The organism is Rhodococcus sp. C3V (assembly GCF_029269915.1).
In the GTDB taxonomy this organism is placed as follows: Bacteria; Actinomycetota; Actinomycetes; order Mycobacteriales; family Mycobacteriaceae; genus Rhodococcus_F; species Rhodococcus_F qingshengii.
In genome coordinates this window covers 97,419-115,186 of sequence record NZ_JARJBE010000002.1, presented here as the reverse complement: position 1 = coordinate 115,186, position 17,768 = coordinate 97,419, and the positions used below count along the sequence as shown (strand labels likewise).

Below are 17,768 nucleotides of genomic sequence, written 5' to 3'. Positions count from 1 at the left end.
GCGTGCCACCCTTGTAATCTCGCACGGGAGTTTGCGGGGCGCGGGGTATCCCGCACAGCGAATGAGAGGATGAAGGTGACAACTGTCTACACGCGCCGCCGAGGGGCGCGCCCTTTCGGAATCGCCCTCGCTGCGCTGGTCGCTATGGGTGCGGCCCTGACAGGCCCCACACTCGCCTCCGCTTCGAGCGGCGACCTGCAATTGGGTTCGAGTCAGTTCGGATCGTCCGGGGAGCAACCGCCGCTGCCGGAGATCCCACCGCCGTCCGCGGCCGAGATCAGGCTCGACGAGGCGCGGAACTTCCGCGATATCGGCGGGTATCGGACTACCGACGGCAGGACCGTCCGGACAGGCCTGGTGTTCCGTTCCAACAAGCTCAGCTCGCTCAATGAGACTGATCTGGCAAAACTCACCGCCGCGAACCTGACCCTCGACGTCGACCTGCGCAACGCCTCCGAACGTGCGGAGGATCCCGATCGGATCCCCGCCGGGGTCACCTACCAGGTCGCCGACGTCGTCAGTATCGAACACGGCATCGCGTTCCACGAGTTCGTTCCCCTGACCCTCGGTCGCGCGTTGATCGACGGCGCAGTCAAGGGAACCTCGAACATCGGCCAGAGCATCGGCTACCCGTTCATGGTCAACTACCGTGGTTCCGATGTCGCCTTCCGTGACCTGCTGACTGCGATCGCGAACAACTCCGACGGCGCAACCGTCTACCACTGCAGTGCAGGGAAGGACCGCACCGGTTGGGGTACCGCGATCCTGCTGACCATTCTGGGTGTCCCGCGTGAGTTCATCAGTGCCGATTTCATGGCGTCGAACACGTACCTGGGCCGGGACGACGCGGTGGACCTGTCGTGGCTCGATGCGGCGTATGCACAGGTGGACCGGCTCTACGGCGGTATGGATACTTACGTACGGGAGGGCCTCGGCGTCGACCAGGGCACTGTCGACTCTCTGCGCGCCAAGCTTCTCCTCTAAGCGGAGCTCCACGCCCGGCTTCTTGCCTACTCGGACCTTCTTCTGTCCCAGTGCGACCTGTGGTTGCGGGAGCGCGCGATTGTGTGGCGCCGCTCCTGGGGTGGGCCCGAGGTTTCTTGGCCGTGTGCGATCACCAAGTGGCGCAAGAACTTGGCGCGCAAGAATCACGACTGGTCATGGACTCGACGCTGGCCAATTGGTCAGCATCGAATCGAGAGCCTCGAGGATTCTTGCCCAGCTTTCGGCGCTGTCCGGTGCACTGTGGCTGAACGATCCACCCAGCTCGAGGCTGGCGTACCCATGAAAAACGCTGCCGAGCAACCGAACTGCGTGGGTCTGATCGAGATCGGTGAGGTTGTACCCGCGCAGAATCGATCGCATCATCTGCGAGTGTCTGAAACCCGCGCTCGCGGCCGCGGCCTCCGGGGTGAGGCGCATCTGTGACGCGGCGTACCGACCAGGGTGTGACCTCGCGTAGTTGCGGTACACGTTCGCGAAGGCGGTCAAGGCGTCGCGGCCGGACCGACCGGCCACGGCGTCGGCAGCCTGGTCGGCCATCTCTTCCAAGGCAAGCAGCGCGATTCTGGTTTTGAGGTCGTTCGAACTTTTCACGTGCGAGTACAGGCTTGCGACCTTGACGTCGAACGCTCTGGCGACCGCCGATACGGTCACCTGCTCGAAGCCCACCTCGTCGGCCAATTCGGCGCCCGCCACGGCGAGGCGTTCGGGTGTCAGTCCTGCGCGAGGCATGTCCGTTGGTCCTGTTCGTCGAGAAGTGAAACCGCTTGCCTAAATAGTATAGGCAAATTACTGTGTGCTGTAGTTAAAACCTTCGCAACTTATCTACAGGTGAATGAGATGAACAGCCAGAGCAGCTGGATTACTACCGTAATTTCCGAGGACATCGTGCGCGGAGCCCTCGAGCTCGAGCGGACCGAACGCGGTGTGCTGACACACCGTCTGCCTGCCAGAGCTCGCACGCAATTCGCTGACGGGCAGATGGCAATGGCGCAATCACAACCGTCCGGAGTGCGGCTGGTGTTCCGAACCAGCGCTACGGCCATCGAACTCGACACTCTGCCCACGAAAATGATCTACATCGGTGCTCCGCCGAGGCCGCAAGGGGTGTACGACCTGATCGTCGACGGCGAACCAACCGGGCACGCAATCGCTGAGGGTGGCAACACGGTGACGATCGACATGGCGACCGGTACCGCTCAGAGACAATCCGGACCCGTCAGCACCATCCGCTTCGCGGACTTGCCCGCGCGATCCAAGACCGTCGAGATCTGGTTGCCGCACAACGAAACCACCGAACTTGTCGCATTGCGAACCGACGCCCCGCTCGAACTCGCAGTCGGCACGAAGCGTGATGTGTGGCTCCATCACGGAAGCTCGATCAGTCAAGGCTCCGGCGCTGAAAGTCCCTCCCGCACTTGGCCTGCTCTCGCAGCCTCCCTCGGCGGCGTGGATCTGATCAACCTCGGGTTCAGCGGCAGCGCTCTGCTGGACCAGTACGTCGCCCGCGCTATGCGAGACACTCCTGCCGACCTCATCAGCATCAAGATGGGCATCAATCTGGTCAACTCCGACGTGATGCGCCTGCGGGCCTTCACGTCGGCAATGCACGGCTTCCTCGACACGGTCCGCGACGGTCATCCAGTGGCTCCACTGCTGGTCGTCTCGCCTGTCTATTGCCCGATTCACGAAGACACGCCTGGACCTGGTGCATTCGATTTCGACGCGCTTGCCAGAGGCGAAATGCGATTCGTTGCTACCGGCGATCCCGCCGAGCGCGCAGCCGGAAAGCTGACGCTGCGCTCTATTCGGGAAGAGTTGGCGCGCATCGTAACCCAGCGATCGGCGGATGATCCCAATCTGCATTACGTCGACGGGTGCGATCTCTATGGTGCGGCCGAGAACGAAGAGTTGCCGCTTCCCGATCAGCTCCATCCGGACGCTGCGACGCACCGTCTCATCGGCGAACGCTTTGCCCAACGGGTATTCGCAGACGACGGCGCATTCGCACGCACGGTGTGATCGCGCAATCTGGTTCGATCGGATTTCACACGATTTGACCCTGACGTAGCGTGAGGGCTCACGATGGCTTCATGACCGATACTTACCCGGCATTCGACATCAGCCCCGTCCCTGTCCCCGCTACAGACGCCGTGCCTCCGGAACAGTTCCGAGGTCTCTACGGAATGCCCATGTTCGTGGCGGTTCCGACATCGGATCTGGCCGAATCTGCCGACTTCTGGATCCGTGGGCTCGGTTTCTTCGACCTCTTTTCGGTACCGGATCGACTGACGCACCTGCGACGCTGGGCATTTCAAGACGTTCTGCTCGTGCCCGGCGAATGTGCAGATTCACCACCGTCCGTCAGTGTGAGCTTTGCGTGTGTGCTGAGTCAGATGGACCAGATAGCACAGGCGTGTGAGGAATTGCGGCCCGGATGCACCAGCGGTCCACATCTGAAGCCGTGGAATTCACTGGAGTTGGAGATTGTGACACCGGAGAACGCGCGCGTGATCATGACGGCCGCTCGTCCGTACGACCCGAACAGTGCCGAGGCCGAGCATCTGCGAGGCATGGGAATTGACGGACCCGACGACTGAACCGAGGTCTGACGCTGTGGCCTCCCGAACCGCGTCTGTCAGACTGGATCACGTGACGGACCAACTCTTCGGAGACGAGGCAGACAGTGCTCTCACTGTCGGTGCTGCCGCATCACGACTAGGCATAACCGTACGTACCCTCCATCATTGGGACGCAATCGGTTTGGTGCGTCCGTCCGGGCGCAGTGACGGGGGCTACCGGCTGTACACCGACGCGGACCTCGGTCGCATCGGCCGGGTGCTTGTCTACCGTGACGTGGGTTTGTCGCTCGACGAGATCGGGATATTGCTCGATGCGCCCGCAGCCCACGTGGACGAGACGCTGCGTGGGCAGCGCGCCGAGTTGCGGCAACGGATAGCCGACTTGGAGGAACTGGGCGAGTCCTTGGATCGCATCATCGATGCCAGGAAGTCGGGTGTGCTGTTGCCGGCACACGAGCAGGTCTCGATCTTCGGCCGACACTGGCAGCCGTCATGGGGACCTGAGGCGCACGAGCGTTGGGGTGACAGTGCGCAGTGGGCGCAGCACGCGGAACGGTCGGCGGGTAGGACCGCTGAGGATTGGCAGAAGATCGCCGACTGCGTCGAGACGCTCAACGAAGATCTGGCGCTGGCCTGCCGATCCGGTGTCGAACCGGGAAGCGGCGAGGCGAATTTGCTGGCAGAACGGCACCGAGCGTCGATCGGGGTTTACTTCGACTGCACACATTCGATGCAGGTGTGTCTGGGACGGATGTACGTGGCCGATCCGGGATTCACCGCGTTCTACGAGCAGGTCGAGACCGGTCTGACAGTGTGGCTCCGCGCTGTCATCGATGCGAATGCTCGGGCCAACGGGGTTGCCCCCGAATCGGCGACGTGGGTGTGAGTGAGCTGGTGGTCGCTCGTCAGTCCAAAGACGCACACGCAGTGCACCACGGTCGGCCGTCGACTCCGTGGGCACGATGGGACACTGCGATGCGCGCGGCCAAAATGCAGCTTTCGTTGTCGTGATAGACGTCGAGATCCGAAGGAACCGTCGAGTGGAACGCCGGGACCTTCATGTCTACCTCCGTTGTGGCTCGCCAGGGAGTTGGCTCGTTGCGGCAATCCTCCCACCACAGAGATCATCTCGCCTGTCGGCAGAAGCAGGGCCGTTGCTCGGCCAAATTGCCAGGGGTCGACACGTGCGGTCCAGTCCGCGCGATTGTGCAGCCCCGCAGCGACTTACAGGTGTGGTTACTTGATCGCCCTGCCTTCCGAACAGATGCGCACTGCGCGCGGGGTGTGATCTTCGACGGCGCTCACCGCAGAGAATCCCGCAGGGATAGGCTGGACGGATGCGTGGAGAGTACAAGGTTCCTGGTGGAAAACTGGTCGCGGTCGACGTCGAGGTGGCGGACGGTCGGCTGTCCGAAGTCGCAGTCTCGGGGGACTTCTTCCTCGAGCCCGACAGCGCGCTCGACGACATCAACGCGGCGTTGCGCGGAATGCCCGCCGACTCGGATGCAGAACAGTTGGCGCATGCCATCTCCACTGCGCTCGACGAGTCCGTCTCGATGATCGGCTTCACGCCGCAGTCGGTCGGCATCGCGATCCGGCGCGCACTCGGCCACGCCACGAGCTGGGCGGATCACACCTTCGACCTCATCCCGCCGGTGGTTCTCGATCCCGCGATGCACGTCGCGCTGGACGAGGTCATCGCGCGTGAGGTCGCATCGGGTGAGCGTCCGCCGACATTGCGTTTCTGGGACTGGGACTCGCCCTTGGTCGTGATCGGATCGTTCCAGTCCGTGCGTAACGAGGTCGACTCCGAGGCGGCTGCGCGGTACGGCATCGGGGTGGTGCGCCGAATCTCCGGTGGCGGCGCGATGTTCATGGAACCGGGCAACTGCATCACGTACTCGTTGGCAGTACCGGCGTCATTGGTCGAGGGTTTGAGTTTCGAGCAGTCCTACGCGTTTCTCGATCAGTGGGTCATGGGAGCGCTTGCCGAGGTCGGTATCAACGCTCGGTATGTGCCGCTCAACGATATCGCCTCGGACAAGGGCAAGATCGCCGGCGCCGCTCAGAAGCGATTCGCGTCCGGCACTGTGCTCCATCACGTGACCATGGCCTACGACATCGACGCTGAGAAGATGACGCAGGTGTTGCGAATCGGACGAGAGAAGATGTCGGACAAGGGAACCAAGAGTGCGGCCAAGCGCGTCGATCCGCTGCGTTCGCAGACCGGAATGACGCGTGCAGCAATCCTGGAGTCGTTTGCGCAGCACTTTCGAGGTCAATACGACACCCACGACAGCGATTACACGGACTCGGAGTTGGAGCAGGCGCGCAAGCTGGTGGACACGAAGTTCAGAACCGAAGAGTGGACTCACCGCGTCCCGTGAAACCGAGAAACCGGGACGAGACCCGAGCGGTCTCGTCCCGGTCGCCTAGGTAGCCGGAGTCGCTGAGTTTGCCCCGAGGAGCTCGGCGTCGGCCGTCCCGGAGTTCCGCTTCGGAATGGTGAAAGTTGCGCTCACGCACAGGATTGCGATGACGAAGCACGCCACTGTGTACCAGAGGTTCCCGATGGGATCTCCAGCGCTGGTGGAACCGTCGACCGCGTCGAAGAAGTCGGGAAGCGCACTCGCCCACAGGACGGCCATGACAACCAGGTACACCACGCTGTAGATCTGCACGAACCTGTTGGTGTGTGCAGGAGTGTTCGATTCTGCCGAGCGCAGGTGCGTCCATTGGCGGACGAGAACCACGATCGCGACCACTGTGAGGACTGCAAGTTCAGCGGCGTAGAGGAACCCGCGGACAGTGTCGCTTCCTATACCGAAGACCGTCGCCGGGAGCGGGAGAATGAACGTACCCAGCGAGGCCAGCAGGCCGATCACGATGGTGCGCCATACCAATTGAAGTCCGGAGAAGTGCTTGCCGGCATCGACGTGCCGTCCGACGAAGTACTGGACGCAGAATGCCAACGACATCGGCCACAGCGCGGCGAAGACGACCACGCTGGGAAGTGGAACCGCGTCGAACATGGGTTGGTTGATCGGGTTCGACGTCGACCACTCCCACCACCGCAACTGGGGCCCCAGGTGGTCGAAGATTTCGTAGAACGCATGGTGGACGAAGCCGACGCAGACAGCGCCCAGTAGTGGACCGTATCTGCGGAAAACGCCGAGCATTCTGACTATTTCGAAGGCCAACGTCGCCATCAGTGGATAGATGGCAACGATGTACAGCGGCAGTCGACCCCACATGAAGTCGACGGTGAACACGTTGTGCGCGAACATCGTGTCCACTTGTTCTTCGATGCCGAACGCCGCCGGGAAGTACAGCGGAGGCTCGATGATGAACAGGTAGGCGGTGGCGCCGAACCAGAGAACCAGATTGGTGGGGTCGCCGTTGCGGCGCAACCGCACGATCGCCAGGACCAGTGCGAGCACCGAGCCGACGATGATGGTCCATTCGAGGACGGGCAGGGTCCAGTTCTCCAGCGCCGCCGGGTTACGGAACTCGACGAGTCCACCTGCTTCCTGACAGGAGAAACCGAGTTCTGTTGCGAGCTGGGAAAACGTGGGGGAGCAGTGTTCTGCCATCAGTTGGCCCCTGACGTGATCGACTCGGCTTGTGCCTGAGATTCGGCGGTGTACCAGCGTGTGCAGTCGTAGCCGTCGTCGTAACGCTTGAACCACTGGTCGGCGAGTGCGGGGAGTTTCTCGTGGTCCGGGTTGTGATTGGGCATCTGGCTGCGGAAGACACCGCCGAGTGCAACGAGTTGTTCTCCGAGTTGAAGGTGATCGAAGGCGCGAGGCATCGTGCCCTTGGTCAGATACGGAGCGAACGACGTCAGAATCTTCTGCTTGGTGCGGTGGGTGGCGAACATCGACAGTGAGTCGACTTGCCGCTCGGAGAGCGGAACGTGCTGGTTGAAGCCTGCGCAGGCGATACGAATCACCTTCATCACGTGCGCGAAGATCGACGGTGCCATCCGCATCCGGTAAAGCTCGCTTCCGACAACGGAATTGAAGATGATCAGAGCCGAGCTGCGATGCTCGACCTCCTCGACGAAGTGCCAGATGAACAGCGACGCGACGCGGTCGTCTCCCGGGCGGAACAAGGTCGCCTCGTTGTCGAGCATCAGCTTGAACACCGGAGTGAAGGTCGCCTCCAGGTCCGCGGTGTATGCAAGCCGGTAGTTCAGCGAGGTCGCCTCGGTCAGTAGATCGAATTCACCGATCACAGCGTCGAGCGTGTTCTGTAGTCCGGGGTAGCGCCTGATCAGAGCCTTCACATGCTGGCGGTGCGCGGTCGAGTGATGGCCTTCCTGACGCATGAACGCCACGGCTTCCTCGGCCACTTCAGGATCGCTGATCCGCGACTTGGTCTGCATGATCATCTTCACGATCATCTTCTCGAAACCGATGGCCAGGAACGAGACCGCGTTGGACATGCTCGACCAGGCCGGATTCTCCGGGTTCCACAGGAAGGGAACGTCCTGATCCTCGAATCCGAAGTCCATTTTTCGGGGTTGAAGGTTGGTCACTTGTCGAACCTCGTCTTTCGGAGGGGCTGGTCAGGTGGCCGCTCTGGCACTCGAAGCCACGTGTGGCGGTAATCATACATATTGGTGTGCAGTTGTATGTTCACTTTCGGCGAGGGGAGTGAATTCGAGGGGCGCAGATGCAAAACCTGCCTGTGTTAGCCTGTGGCTCTTGGACTTCGAGCGCAAAGACATGGTTCGAGCCTCGTTCGAGCGAGGAAGTGGGCAGTGGCACGAAGGCGTGGGTGGGGCGGCAATCCACCGGACAGTGACGAAGATGCGTCTCGTCGCATTGTCGAGGCCGCGGTCGAGTTGATCGGACGGACGAGTTCGGAAATCAGCATCGGCGACGTCGCCGAGTCACTGGGCGTGATCCGGCAGACCGTGTATCGATACTTCCCCAGCGCTGACGCTCTGATGCGGGCAGCTGCAATCGCGTCGGTCGACGGCTACCTCGATCGGCTCACCACACACGTGAGCGGCATCGAAGATCCCGTCGAGGCGATGACCGAGGGTGTCGTCTACACCCTGACCCAGGTCCACCGAACGCCGCATCTCGGCATTCTGCTCACCAGCACGAATTCGAGTCTTCATCCCGAAGGTCTGACCTCTCAGGAGGCGCAGGCCTTCGGAATGGCGATGATCACCCGCTTCGACGTGGACTGGGTGCGTTTCGGATACGACGACGCATCACTTCAGGAACTGGTCGAATACGTCCTGCGGACGATGCAGTCGTTTTTCCTCGCGCCCGGCGACCCGAAGCGGAGCGACGAGGAACTGCGGCGATACCTACGGCGCTGGATGGGTTCTGCGATCATCGCCCAGGGAAATTCTGTCAGCGGTGATCCGATCAGCGCAGAACCAGAGTCAAAACAACCGCGCTGACGCACGCGGCGATGACGACGATCAGCGCGAACAGGTCGGCGAGCTGAGGGCGCTTGGGGTACGCCGCGATCAAACCGGTGCCCCCGCGAGCGGAGATCGCTTCACCCATCTCGGCAGAGCGCCGAATTGCCACCGACATGGTCGTGGTGATCAGATCGACTATCGAATTGTCGGCAGCGCTGTTCACCACAGCTTTCGGGCGTAGTCGTCGCGCCGCCACCAGGGTGAGCATCTCGTCGATCAAGAGCGGAAGTGAACGAATGCAGAGGGCCGTCGCGATCGCCCACTCGTCGACCGGGATCTTGAGGAATCGCAGCGGTCTACCGAGCGTTGCCAGTGCCGGCGCCACATCGCTCATCGACGTGGTCCATGCCAACATCAGTGAGACGCAGAGCAATACAAGACCGAACGTCACAGCTTGCAGGTAGATGAAGACTGCGTCGAGGCCGATCGGAAGATTGATCAACGCGCCGAGCAGGATCAGCGCCCACAACCACCACGGAGGTCGCGGAACTGCAGTCGGGGGGATGCGTCCGATCACCGCGGTCAGCAACAACAATCCGAGTACGACGCCGATCGCCGGCCAGGACGGAGCGGTCACGACCACGATGCTGACGAGAACGACGGCAACGATCTTCGTTCCGGCCCACAATCGGTGGATCGGCGATGAAGTCGGGACTTCGCGCAGAAGTGTTGTCACGTCGTCGATCCTTCCAAGGCGCTGCTGGCGGCAGGGTCGAGGATGCGACCCTCCGACAGTCGAATTGTTCTGCTGCACACGGCGTCCATGCCGTCGACATCGTGGGAGATGACGACTACTGCGGTTCCGTTCCGACGAATCCACCTGAGTACGTTCAGGATTTCGTGTCGACCGGGTGGATCGAGACCGGCCAACGGTTCGTCGAGGATGAGTACCCGCGGTTGGCGCACGAGGAGACCGGCCAGGACGACGCGTCGCATCTGTCCGCCGCTCAACTCGTCGATGCTGCGGCCGGCGATGTGACGGTCGAGTCCGACGGCGTCGAGCGCCCACGAGACTTGCACCGATCCGATCTCCGGACCTCCGGCGGCCTCGATGTCTTCGGCGACGGTTCGGCGTTGCAGCTGCAGTCGCGAATGCTGGAACGTGAGACCGACGGTGCCGAGTTGGCGTGAGACGGGTTTGCCGTCGAAGACTGCGGTTCCCTTGCTCGGTGCGATCAAGCCCGCCATGATCCAGGCCAGAGTCGATTTACCGGAACCGTTGCCGCCCAGAACCAGCAGCCCGTCGCCGTCGCCGATTGTGAGATTTACGTCCGACAGTCCGCGCCGCGACCACGGAGTCCGGTCGTTGTACGTGTGGGTGACATCGGTGAGTTGGAGGACAGCTCGAGTGCTGACCGGCCACGGCGCAGACGGCGGACCCCCGAACGTCGACGTCATCCAGCCGGGTTGGTGATCGATCTGCCGTCCGCGTTGTAGTTGAATCACCCGATCTGCGTTGCGGGTGTCGGCGTGGTGATGGGTGACCAGTACCACGGCCATCGGGTGGCGTCGCGGAAGTTCGGCAAGGAGCGAGACCAATTCCTCCCGGCCGGCCTGATCGACCATCGCGGTGGCTTCGTCCGCGATCAGCAGAGCGGGGCGCCGCGCCAGCGCGGCTGCAACAGCCAGACGTTGCATCTCGCCACCGGACAGCCCGGAGGTCTCACGCATACCCATGCCCGCGAGTCCCACCTCGGCCAGCAGTGCATCGACGTCGGGATGCGACTCGGGGGGGAGCCCCCAGACGACGTCGTCCGCGACGCGGGTTCCGAGGATCTGGCTTTCGGGTCGTTGGAGGACGACGGCGGTTCCGCCGTGTCGGCCGAGACCGGCGGACCCGGGTCTCGTCAGCGTCCCGACAGTCGGCGCGCGACCGGCGAGCAACCGGGTGAGTGTGGACTTGCCCGAGCCGTTGTGGCCGACGACGGTGACGAACTCTCCTCGTCGCACGGTGAAGTTGACGTCGACGAGGGCCGGTGTCGTTGCACCCGGATAGGTGAAGCCCACGTGATCGAAAGTGACCGGCAGAGGATCGATCGGACGGTCGTCGGGTGCTGTCTGGAGCGGGTCGGCCGAAGGGAGTGCAGCCAATCGGTCGAGGACGGCGCCGAGGACGAAATAGGAGACGACGGTACTGAGGACGATTCCGGAGATGATGGACACGCCGATCCACAACCACCAGTAGTCGATGATCGAGCCGATGCTGTTCTCGATCCATTCGGCTGCGCCGACCAGTGTGGGGGCACGCTTCAAGATCTCGGCCACGCCCAACGCGGTGTTCTCGAGCGAGGTCAACAACAAGGTGCGCAGCGGAGCGAGAACAAGCAACAGGACTATGGAGAACAACGCCAGCGCGGGCCCGATGACCAATGACGACAGCAATGCGGAGACGAAGCCGAGACCGCGCCGCTTGACCGTACCGATGATTCCGCCGAGGAGAGCGCTCAATGCGACCGCCGCCGCAGATCCCGAACCCGCCGCGACAAAGGCGACTGCCGTGGCCGAGATACCGGCCGTCGTCACGGCGCGGACTCGGAAGCGCTGGGCAACAATTCCCATCGGAACGGCGGCCACGAGGTTGAGGGCGCTGGCCATGGGGATGACCGTGGCAATGACGGACAACGCGACCGTGAATCCGGCCATGACGGCACCCGTTGCCAACTCGAGTGGTCGAAGGTTGCCGGTTTCGCGGACTTGCGGACGGTTGCTCACTACGTCCAGTGTGCCAGTGGTGACATAACTCCCGCCCGACTGATGGTGAGCGCATCGGGGTGATTGCGTAGGCTTCACCTCAAACAATGCATCGGACGGAGCGTGGAAGACGTGAGTGCAGCACCCATCAGGGTCGGGGTTCTGGGAGCCAAGGGCAAGGTCGGTCGAGCGATCTGCGAGGCAGTGGAAGCTGCTCCCGATCTGGAACTCGTCGCTCAGGTCGACACCGGTGATCGCATCGAGACGTTTGTCGACACCCGCACTCAGGTAGTGGTCGATTTCACGCACCCCGACGTCGTCATGGGAAATCTGGAATTCCTCGTGGCCAACGGAATTCATGCAGTGATCGGCACCACCGGTTTCGACGAGTCCAGGCTTGCGACTGTTCAGTCCTGGCTCGACGCCCAGCCGGCAACGGGTGTTCTGATCGCCCCGAACTTCGCCATCGGTGCTGTGCTGTTGATGCGCTTCTCGGCTGCCGCGGCGCGCTTCTTCGATTCCGTCGAGGTCATCGAACTCCATCACCCCAACAAGGCAGATGCTCCCTCGGGCACCGCATACCGAACGGCCGCCATGATCGCCGAGGCTCGCGCGGAAGCAGGCGTCGGACGCAGCCCTGACGCCACCACGACCGAGCTCGAGGGTGCGCGCGGAGCCGACGTCGACGGCGTCCGGGTTCACTCCGTGCGGATGGCCGGACTGGTCGCGCATCAGGAAGTGATTCTCGGAACTCAGGGCGAGACACTGACCATTCGCCACGACTCGATCGACCGGAATTCGTTCGCGCCGGGCGTTCTGCTCGGTGTCCGCCAGATCGGCTCGCGTCCGGGTCTGACGGTCGGTATCGATTCCTTTCTCGATCTATGAACAAGACCACCCGCACCGTCGCACTGATCGTCGCGATTTGCATCGCGCTCGCGGTGTACTTCGTGCTGCTCGGCCAGCGCGGAATCCAGCTCATCCAGGACGGTGGCGGCGCCGCGATCGGTCTCGGGATCGGCGTGCTGATCCTGCCGTTCCTGGGGCTGTGGCTCGTCATCGCCACGCTCCGTGCCGGCTTCACGCACCAGCGCCTCGCGCAGCAGATTCACGACGAGGGCCTCGCTGTCGATGCGTCTGCGCTTCCGAAATTGCCTTCGGGCCGGATCGAGCGAGCGGCCGCCGACGAGTTGTTCGCCCAGATCAAGGTCGACTGGGAAGCAGACCCGGACAACTGGAAGCAGAACTTCCGACTCGCTCGCGCCTACGACTATGCCGGTGACCGAAGCCGGGCTCGGGAAACCATGCGACGGGCAGTCGAACTGGAACGCCGTTCACGAGGCAAGTAGGTGTCTACGCCGCGAAGCGGGGCCTGCTGAGACGCTACCGCTCCGGAACGGTTGTGGGAGATGACGGATCCGGAGTGGTGGGGTCGAATGGCGGCGGGTTGTTCGGGTCGAAGCTCGTCACCGGCACCGAACAGGTCGCGCCCACTTCGGGATACGTGTTCGGGTTGACGCGCAGAGCCGAGACGAACTGATCGATGCGCGCGTCCGCGGCGTTGTCGAGCTTGAGCTGACGGCCCCACGACTGCAGCGAGATCGGCGAATCCAGGGTCGGATACGGCGACATCAACGTGTAGCTCATGCCCTCGACTCGCTGTGCCAAGCGAGCCTGATCCTCGCTCGAGACGAGGTCGGGGTTGTACGTGATCCACACGGCCCCGTGCTCGAGAGAATGGACCGCATTCTCGGTCCGAATCGCTTGTGGATAAACAACTCCGGTGCAGTTTGCCCAGACCGAGTCATGACGGCCTCCGAAGGGCGGTGAATATGTGTACGCCACGCGTTCGTTCGGGCGTACGTGTTGGGCTGCTGGGTAGTCGACCGTGACAACTCCGTCGATGGCTTCGGACGGATCCGGGTTGTCGATGCTCGGAACAAACGCATCCGGGCGCGGTGATCCTTCGAGGGAATTCGCACACGAAGCCAGTGCGAGAACTGCCGAGACCACCACTGTCGCTCGAAGTTGTTTGTTCACTCGGCCATGATAGCGGCGCCTGTCCGCTTTCCCGGGGACGCGAATCGACTACGACCCGAGAGAGCCGCTCGCTCCGCCCGACAGTGCGATGTCGCTGGCGCCGCGAAGAATTCGGATTGGTGGTAATGGCCCTCGGTATGCCTCGGAGCCACTGATCAGATCACCGGCAGCGTCGAACGCGATCGCCTCACCTTGTGGCTCGTCGGGAAGGGGGACGCGAATCGGGTTGGTGTTCAACGCTTTCACGATATCGCCGTCGGGAGCTGCGTACAGGTAAGCGTCGGTATACGTGCGGAGCGCTACCACCGTGCCGTCCTTGCTCACGGCGCCGCCGGTGACAGCCATCGTTCCGGCGTGGGGAACGGGCCCACCGGGTGTGAGGGTGGGAGTAAATCTGAGCTGACCTACTTTGGCCAACATGGTCGGCGAGCCCGTACTCAGATCCTGAACCTGCTGTCGCTCAGCGGTTGTGTAGACCACGCTTGCACCTAGGTAGTCCTTGGTGACGATGACGGGAACCCCGTCGCTCTGGATCAGTAGTGTCTCGGCGTCGTGCGCGCCGTCGGGATAGACCAGGGGGTAGGAGGTCGCCGCACCTGAAGCCGGATCGAGTTCGATCAGCCCGACCGACGTTCGTACCGCGTTGTTGTCGCCGATGTCTGCCAGCCACAGATGGCCGTCGGGAGTCGACGACAGATCCTCGACGTCGACACGAGGGGTGCCCACGCTGATCCAGCGCTGCACGTGGCAGTTCGAATCGAGTTCGGCGACCCGATCGTCGGAGCCGCTGTCGCCGATTGCGTACATCCCGGCCGCGGTGACGGTGAGTCCGGACAGCTCGGAAAGGCCTGCATCGGTGGGTGTGCACAGTACGTCGAAGACGCGGGCCTGTTGCGCCGCCGCAGGAACGGTGTGAACGCCGACAATCGCGGCGGCGAGAACAACCGATCCGGCAGCCCAAGCGACTGAGTGGGTGAGCGGTCGATTCCAGATCACGATGCAGTCCTCCAGGCCGAAGAATCGGGACTTAGTACCCAGAGAATACTGGACGTCCGTCTCACTTTGACCGAAACTGCAAGAAATCGCATCTGCCGAGACGCCGTGATGCGTCAGTGATTCACCGAGTGAATCCGCGTGCAGGAGGGGATACTCGACTCACCGGAGATCGGCGGCGACGAGCAGGAAGTGACGAAGCGATGGCGAAGAGTGAGTCCGACAAGCAAGGCGCAGATTCCCCGTCTCGGTTGATCGACAAGCGAATCGAGGAACTCGGAGACTGGCGGGGCGAGATGCTCGCCCGGATACGAACTCTGATCAAAGAAGTGGATCCGGATGTGGTGGAGGAATGGAAGTGGCGAGGTGTTCCCGTGTGGTACCACGCCGGAATGATCTGTACCGGTGAGACTTACAAGAGCGCAGTGAAGGTGACCTTTGCCAAAGGCGCATCACTCGACGACGCTTCAGGACTCTTCAACTCCAGCCTCGAGGGCAATACGCGACGGGCGATCGATTTCCACGAGGGCCAAGCCGTCGACGAAAAGGCGTTCAAGGCACTCGTTCACGCCGCGATTGCCCTGAACACCTCGAAGAAGTGACGCCCTGTCAGAGATGATGTTCAGCGAGGTCGAACGCACTGAGTAGCGTGCGGAATTTTGTACTGGTCTCTCTCAATTCGATTTCCGGGTCGGAAGTAGCGACGATGCCGCCGCCGGCGTAGGCCCGCGCCGAGAGGCCGTCTGCTGCGATCTCGGCGCAACGAATAGCTACCATCCACTCGCCGTCTCCAGTCCGGTCGCACCAGCCCACGGCACCGGCATAGAACCCACGATCGGCTTCGGTTGCGGTGATGTGCTCGCGTGCGGCGACCGTCGGTGTGCCGCAGACAGCGGGAGTCGGATGCAGCGCCATTGCGAGTTCGAGCGAGGTCAGGCTCGGGTCGATCAGGACACCTTCGATCTTGGTCCCGAGATGCCACAGTTGCGGTGTCCGAAGGATTTCCGGTGCGCTGGGTGCATTGAAGGACGTGCACAGTGGTCCGAGTATCGCGCTGATGGAGTCGACGACAAACGCGTGTTCGGCCAGATCTTTGGTCGACGCGCGGAGTTGCTCGGCATTCGCCTCGTCCTGATCCGAATTCGGATGGCGTGCAATCGAGCCCGCCAGCGGGTGGCAGGTGACGACGCCGCCTCGCCTTTCGATCAGAACCTCGGGCGTCGAACCGACCAGCGAACGCCCGCGGTACTTTCCTCCGGCGGGGGACAGGTCGACGCAGAAACCGTTGTGCGCGTGATCGAGTGCAATCAGTTTCTCGGCCAGAGCGGCGGGGAAGATCGTGGACTCGGCCTCGATGGTCAGGGAGCGTGCGAGGACAACTTTGTCGAGTTCGCCTGCTCGAAGTCGTTCGATGGCTCCGCGGACCCTGTCGGTGTGGATCTGCGGGCTGGGTTCGAATCCGGCTACCCGCGAAGTGGGTAATGACGGGATGTTCGAGTGATATAGATCACCGCGGACTCGTGTGAAACTCAGTGGCGCGGTGAGGGCGGACGGCGTCTCCGGGGAGAACGGCAGGGCGCCGACGACCGAGTCGATGCGCCCGGTCTTGAGGGCTTCGGCAGCGTCGAAGGCCGAGTCGAATTCTTCGACTACTCCCGAAGTGCGGATCGACGTTTGCCTACGTGAGAGCAGGAAAACGGAGTCCGTTTCATCGTCAGTCCGGTTGTTGCGCAACGGGAATTCGGAGACTTCGGCGAGTGCTGACATGGACACCCTTCCAGTTCGACAGATTGCTTGTTATGTTGAGGCTAGCCTTAGTTTGGGTGAATTTGTGTTGCGAGCGTCCGGGTTGTGTACTTCCGTACCGTTATGGTTAGGCTGGCCTAAAGTCAAGGCGTGCGGACGGGGTCGACACGAGGTTGGGTTGGCTCGATCTGAGCGCGTCGACCACTACTCGAGGAGACCGATGAGCAACACCGTGGACCGTGACCAGATCGTGCGCGACGTCGCCGAGGTTCTGTCGATGAGGGCAGAACAACTCGGCGACGACGCGGACCTGGGTGACGAAGGCCTTGACTCGGTTCGCTTGATGACGCTCGTCGAACGGTGGCGGGGAGCGGGCGCGGATGCCGACTTCGCGGAGTTGGCAGAAGAGCCCACGATCAATGCCTGGGTTCAGGTCCTGTGCCCGCAGTGAGCGAGCGCCGAATCGCCGTGGTCACCGGTGCTGCGGCGGGGATCGGCGCCGCAGTGGCCCGTACGCTTGCGCGCGACGGGTATTCGCTGGCGTTGCTCGATCGCGACGACGTCGAATTGAAGCGGGTAACTGCGGAATTGGCAGAAACAATCGTCGAAGGCGCCGATATCGAGAGTCACGTCGTGGACGTGACCGATCGGCAGGCAGTCGACGCTGCAGTGGCCTCGACGATGGACACGTTCGGCCGGATCGACGCGCTCGCGCACGTCGCCGGAATTCTCGACACCGGATCGGTGCTGGACTCCGATCCGGACCAGTGGCGGAAGATATTCGGCGTCAACGTCTTCGGATTGCTGAACGTGCTGCAAAGCGTGGGACTGGAAATGCGTCGCCGTCGGGCCGGGGCGATCGTGGTCGTCTCGTCGAACGCGGCCGGTGTCCCACGTATCGGGATGGGTGCTTACGGTTCGTCCAAAGCTGCTGCCACCATGTTGGTTCGAACCGCTGGACTGGAGCTGGCTACTGACGGCATTCGTGTCAACGTGGTCGCTCCGGGATCCACCGACACAGCGATGCAGCGGTCACTGTGGTCGGACCCTTCCGACGATTCGGGTGCCGACGCGGTCATCGAAGGCAATCTGGCGAGCTATCGCCTGGGTATTCCGCTCGGAAAACTGGCCACCGCAGACGATATCGCGGACTCGGTGCACTTCCTGCTGTCCGACCGGGCGGCCCACATCACCATGCAGGCGCTGTACGTCGACGGTGGAGCGACGCTCAAAGCGTGAGACGTATTTGCTGACAGTACTTTCGAACA

The 17,768-nt window shown here is 62.5% G+C and carries 20 protein-coding genes; 11 read left to right on the top strand and 9 right to left on the bottom strand.

The annotated features are described in order from the left end of the window. The first annotated feature begins 69 nt into the window (after positions 1-69). Complete coding sequence (locus tag P3G66_RS05520) at positions 70-984, top strand: tyrosine-protein phosphatase (RefSeq protein ID WP_007735104.1); 915 nt, start codon at positions 70-72, stop codon at positions 982-984. 174 nt (positions 985-1,158) lie between these two features. On the opposite strand, the gene P3G66_RS05515 is transcribed toward P3G66_RS05520, so the two are convergent. Then, on the bottom strand, positions 1,159-1,734 hold the full coding sequence (locus P3G66_RS05515; protein ID WP_030535586.1) for a TetR/AcrR family transcriptional regulator: 576 nt from the start codon (positions 1,732-1,734) through the stop codon (positions 1,159-1,161). Between the two features lie 108 nt (positions 1,735-1,842). On the opposite strand from P3G66_RS05515, the gene P3G66_RS05510 reads away from it, so the two are divergent. The 3 genes from P3G66_RS05510 (at position 1,843) to P3G66_RS05500 (ending at position 4,470) form a co-directional block, all read left to right on the top strand. After that, the gene (locus P3G66_RS05510) at positions 1,843-3,024 is read left to right on the top strand and encodes a GDSL-type esterase/lipase family protein (protein WP_030535585.1); all 1,182 of its coding nucleotides are present in this window, start codon (positions 1,843-1,845) and stop codon (positions 3,022-3,024) included. Positions 3,025-3,095: 71 nt separating this feature from the next. Further along, complete coding sequence (locus P3G66_RS05505) at positions 3,096-3,602, top strand: glyoxalase/bleomycin resistance/dioxygenase family protein (protein WP_047271412.1); 507 nt, start codon at positions 3,096-3,098, stop codon at positions 3,600-3,602. A gap of 52 nt (positions 3,603-3,654) precedes the next feature. Then, positions 3,655-4,470 carry a MerR family transcriptional regulator gene (locus P3G66_RS05500; RefSeq protein WP_047271490.1) on the top strand — a complete coding sequence of 272 codons (816 nt, stop codon included), beginning with the start codon at positions 3,655-3,657 and terminating at the stop codon, positions 4,468-4,470. Between the two features lie 19 nt (positions 4,471-4,489). On the opposite strand, the gene P3G66_RS05495 is transcribed toward P3G66_RS05500, so the two are convergent. Continuing rightward, on the bottom strand, positions 4,490-4,645 hold the full coding sequence (locus P3G66_RS05495) for a hypothetical protein (RefSeq protein ID WP_165638325.1): 156 nt from the start codon (positions 4,643-4,645) through the stop codon (positions 4,490-4,492). A gap of 276 nt (positions 4,646-4,921) precedes the next feature. Here P3G66_RS05495 and P3G66_RS05490 point away from each other — a divergent pair, with 276 nt between their 5' ends. Continuing rightward, positions 4,922-5,971, top strand: a complete 1,050-nt coding sequence (locus P3G66_RS05490; protein WP_003942269.1) for a biotin/lipoate A/B protein ligase family protein — start codon at positions 4,922-4,924, stop codon at positions 5,969-5,971. 45 nt (positions 5,972-6,016) lie between these two features. Here the strand turns inward: P3G66_RS05490 and P3G66_RS05485 are convergent, their stop codons facing one another. Further along, complete coding sequence (locus P3G66_RS05485; RefSeq protein WP_042450699.1) at positions 6,017-7,177, bottom strand: hypothetical protein; 1,161 nt, start codon at positions 7,175-7,177, stop codon at positions 6,017-6,019. Next, positions 7,177-8,124: a metal-dependent hydrolase gene (locus tag P3G66_RS05480; RefSeq protein ID WP_030535581.1), complete on the bottom strand. Its 948-nt coding sequence runs from the start codon at positions 8,122-8,124 to the stop codon at positions 7,177-7,179. The genes P3G66_RS05485 and P3G66_RS05480 overlap by 1 nt, the downstream gene beginning before the upstream one ends. A 225-nt stretch (positions 8,125-8,349) precedes the next feature. Here P3G66_RS05480 and P3G66_RS05475 point away from each other — a divergent pair, with 225 nt between their 5' ends. Further along, a complete protein-coding gene (locus P3G66_RS05475; RefSeq protein WP_007735111.1) occupies positions 8,350-9,006 on the top strand; it encodes a TetR/AcrR family transcriptional regulator in 657 nt (218 codons plus the stop codon). On the opposite strand, the gene P3G66_RS05470 is transcribed toward P3G66_RS05475, so the two are convergent. Then, on the bottom strand, positions 8,972-9,706 hold the full coding sequence (locus tag P3G66_RS05470; protein ID WP_042450697.1) for an energy-coupling factor transporter transmembrane protein EcfT: 735 nt from the start codon (positions 9,704-9,706) through the stop codon (positions 8,972-8,974). The two genes, P3G66_RS05475 and P3G66_RS05470, sit on opposite strands and share 35 nt — an antisense overlap. Then, a complete protein-coding gene (locus tag P3G66_RS05465; RefSeq protein WP_276116299.1) occupies positions 9,703-11,742 on the bottom strand; it encodes an ATP-binding cassette domain-containing protein in 2,040 nt (679 codons plus the stop codon). Before P3G66_RS05465 ends, P3G66_RS05470 begins: the two co-directional genes overlap by 4 nt. 102 nt (positions 11,743-11,844) lie before the next feature. On the opposite strand from P3G66_RS05465, the gene dapB reads away from it, so the two are divergent. Continuing rightward, positions 11,845-12,609 (top strand): 4-hydroxy-tetrahydrodipicolinate reductase, encoded by a 765-nt coding sequence (dapB, locus tag P3G66_RS05460; protein WP_003942179.1) that lies wholly within the window; start codon positions 11,845-11,847, stop codon positions 12,607-12,609. After that, positions 12,606-13,070, top strand: coding sequence for a hypothetical protein (locus P3G66_RS05455; protein WP_003942246.1), 465 nt, complete (start codon positions 12,606-12,608; stop codon positions 13,068-13,070). Before dapB ends, P3G66_RS05455 begins: the two co-directional genes overlap by 4 nt. 34 nt (positions 13,071-13,104) lie before the next feature. Here P3G66_RS05455 and P3G66_RS05450 read toward each other — a convergent pair whose 3' ends face one another. Both P3G66_RS05450 and P3G66_RS05445 read right to left on the bottom strand, forming a co-directional pair. Further along, positions 13,105-13,713: a DUF3105 domain-containing protein gene (locus tag P3G66_RS05450; protein WP_202427056.1), complete on the bottom strand. Its 609-nt coding sequence runs from the start codon at positions 13,711-13,713 to the stop codon at positions 13,105-13,107. A 96-nt stretch (positions 13,714-13,809) separates the two neighbouring features. Further along, positions 13,810-14,757, bottom strand: coding sequence for a hypothetical protein (locus tag P3G66_RS05445; protein WP_058038678.1), 948 nt, complete (start codon positions 14,755-14,757; stop codon positions 13,810-13,812). A gap of 200 nt (positions 14,758-14,957) precedes the next feature. On the opposite strand from P3G66_RS05445, the gene P3G66_RS05440 reads away from it, so the two are divergent. After that, a complete protein-coding gene (locus P3G66_RS05440) occupies positions 14,958-15,356 on the top strand; it encodes a DUF1801 domain-containing protein (RefSeq protein ID WP_007735116.1) in 399 nt (132 codons plus the stop codon). 7 nt (positions 15,357-15,363) lie between these two features. Here P3G66_RS05440 and P3G66_RS05435 read toward each other — a convergent pair whose 3' ends face one another. After that, the gene (locus tag P3G66_RS05435; RefSeq protein ID WP_020969440.1) at positions 15,364-16,521 is read right to left on the bottom strand and encodes an isochorismate synthase; all 1,158 of its coding nucleotides are present in this window, start codon (positions 16,519-16,521) and stop codon (positions 15,364-15,366) included. 199 nt (positions 16,522-16,720) lie between these two features. Here P3G66_RS05435 and P3G66_RS05430 point away from each other — a divergent pair, with 199 nt between their 5' ends. Beyond that, positions 16,721-16,951 carry a phosphopantetheine-binding protein gene (locus P3G66_RS05430; protein ID WP_003942230.1) on the top strand — a complete coding sequence of 77 codons (231 nt, stop codon included), beginning with the start codon at positions 16,721-16,723 and terminating at the stop codon, positions 16,949-16,951. Continuing rightward, positions 16,939-17,739: a 2,3-dihydro-2,3-dihydroxybenzoate dehydrogenase gene (locus P3G66_RS05425; protein ID WP_003942103.1), complete on the top strand. Its 801-nt coding sequence runs from the start codon at positions 16,939-16,941 to the stop codon at positions 17,737-17,739. Before P3G66_RS05430 ends, P3G66_RS05425 begins: the two co-directional genes overlap by 13 nt. Positions 17,740-17,768: the final 29 nt, after the last annotated feature.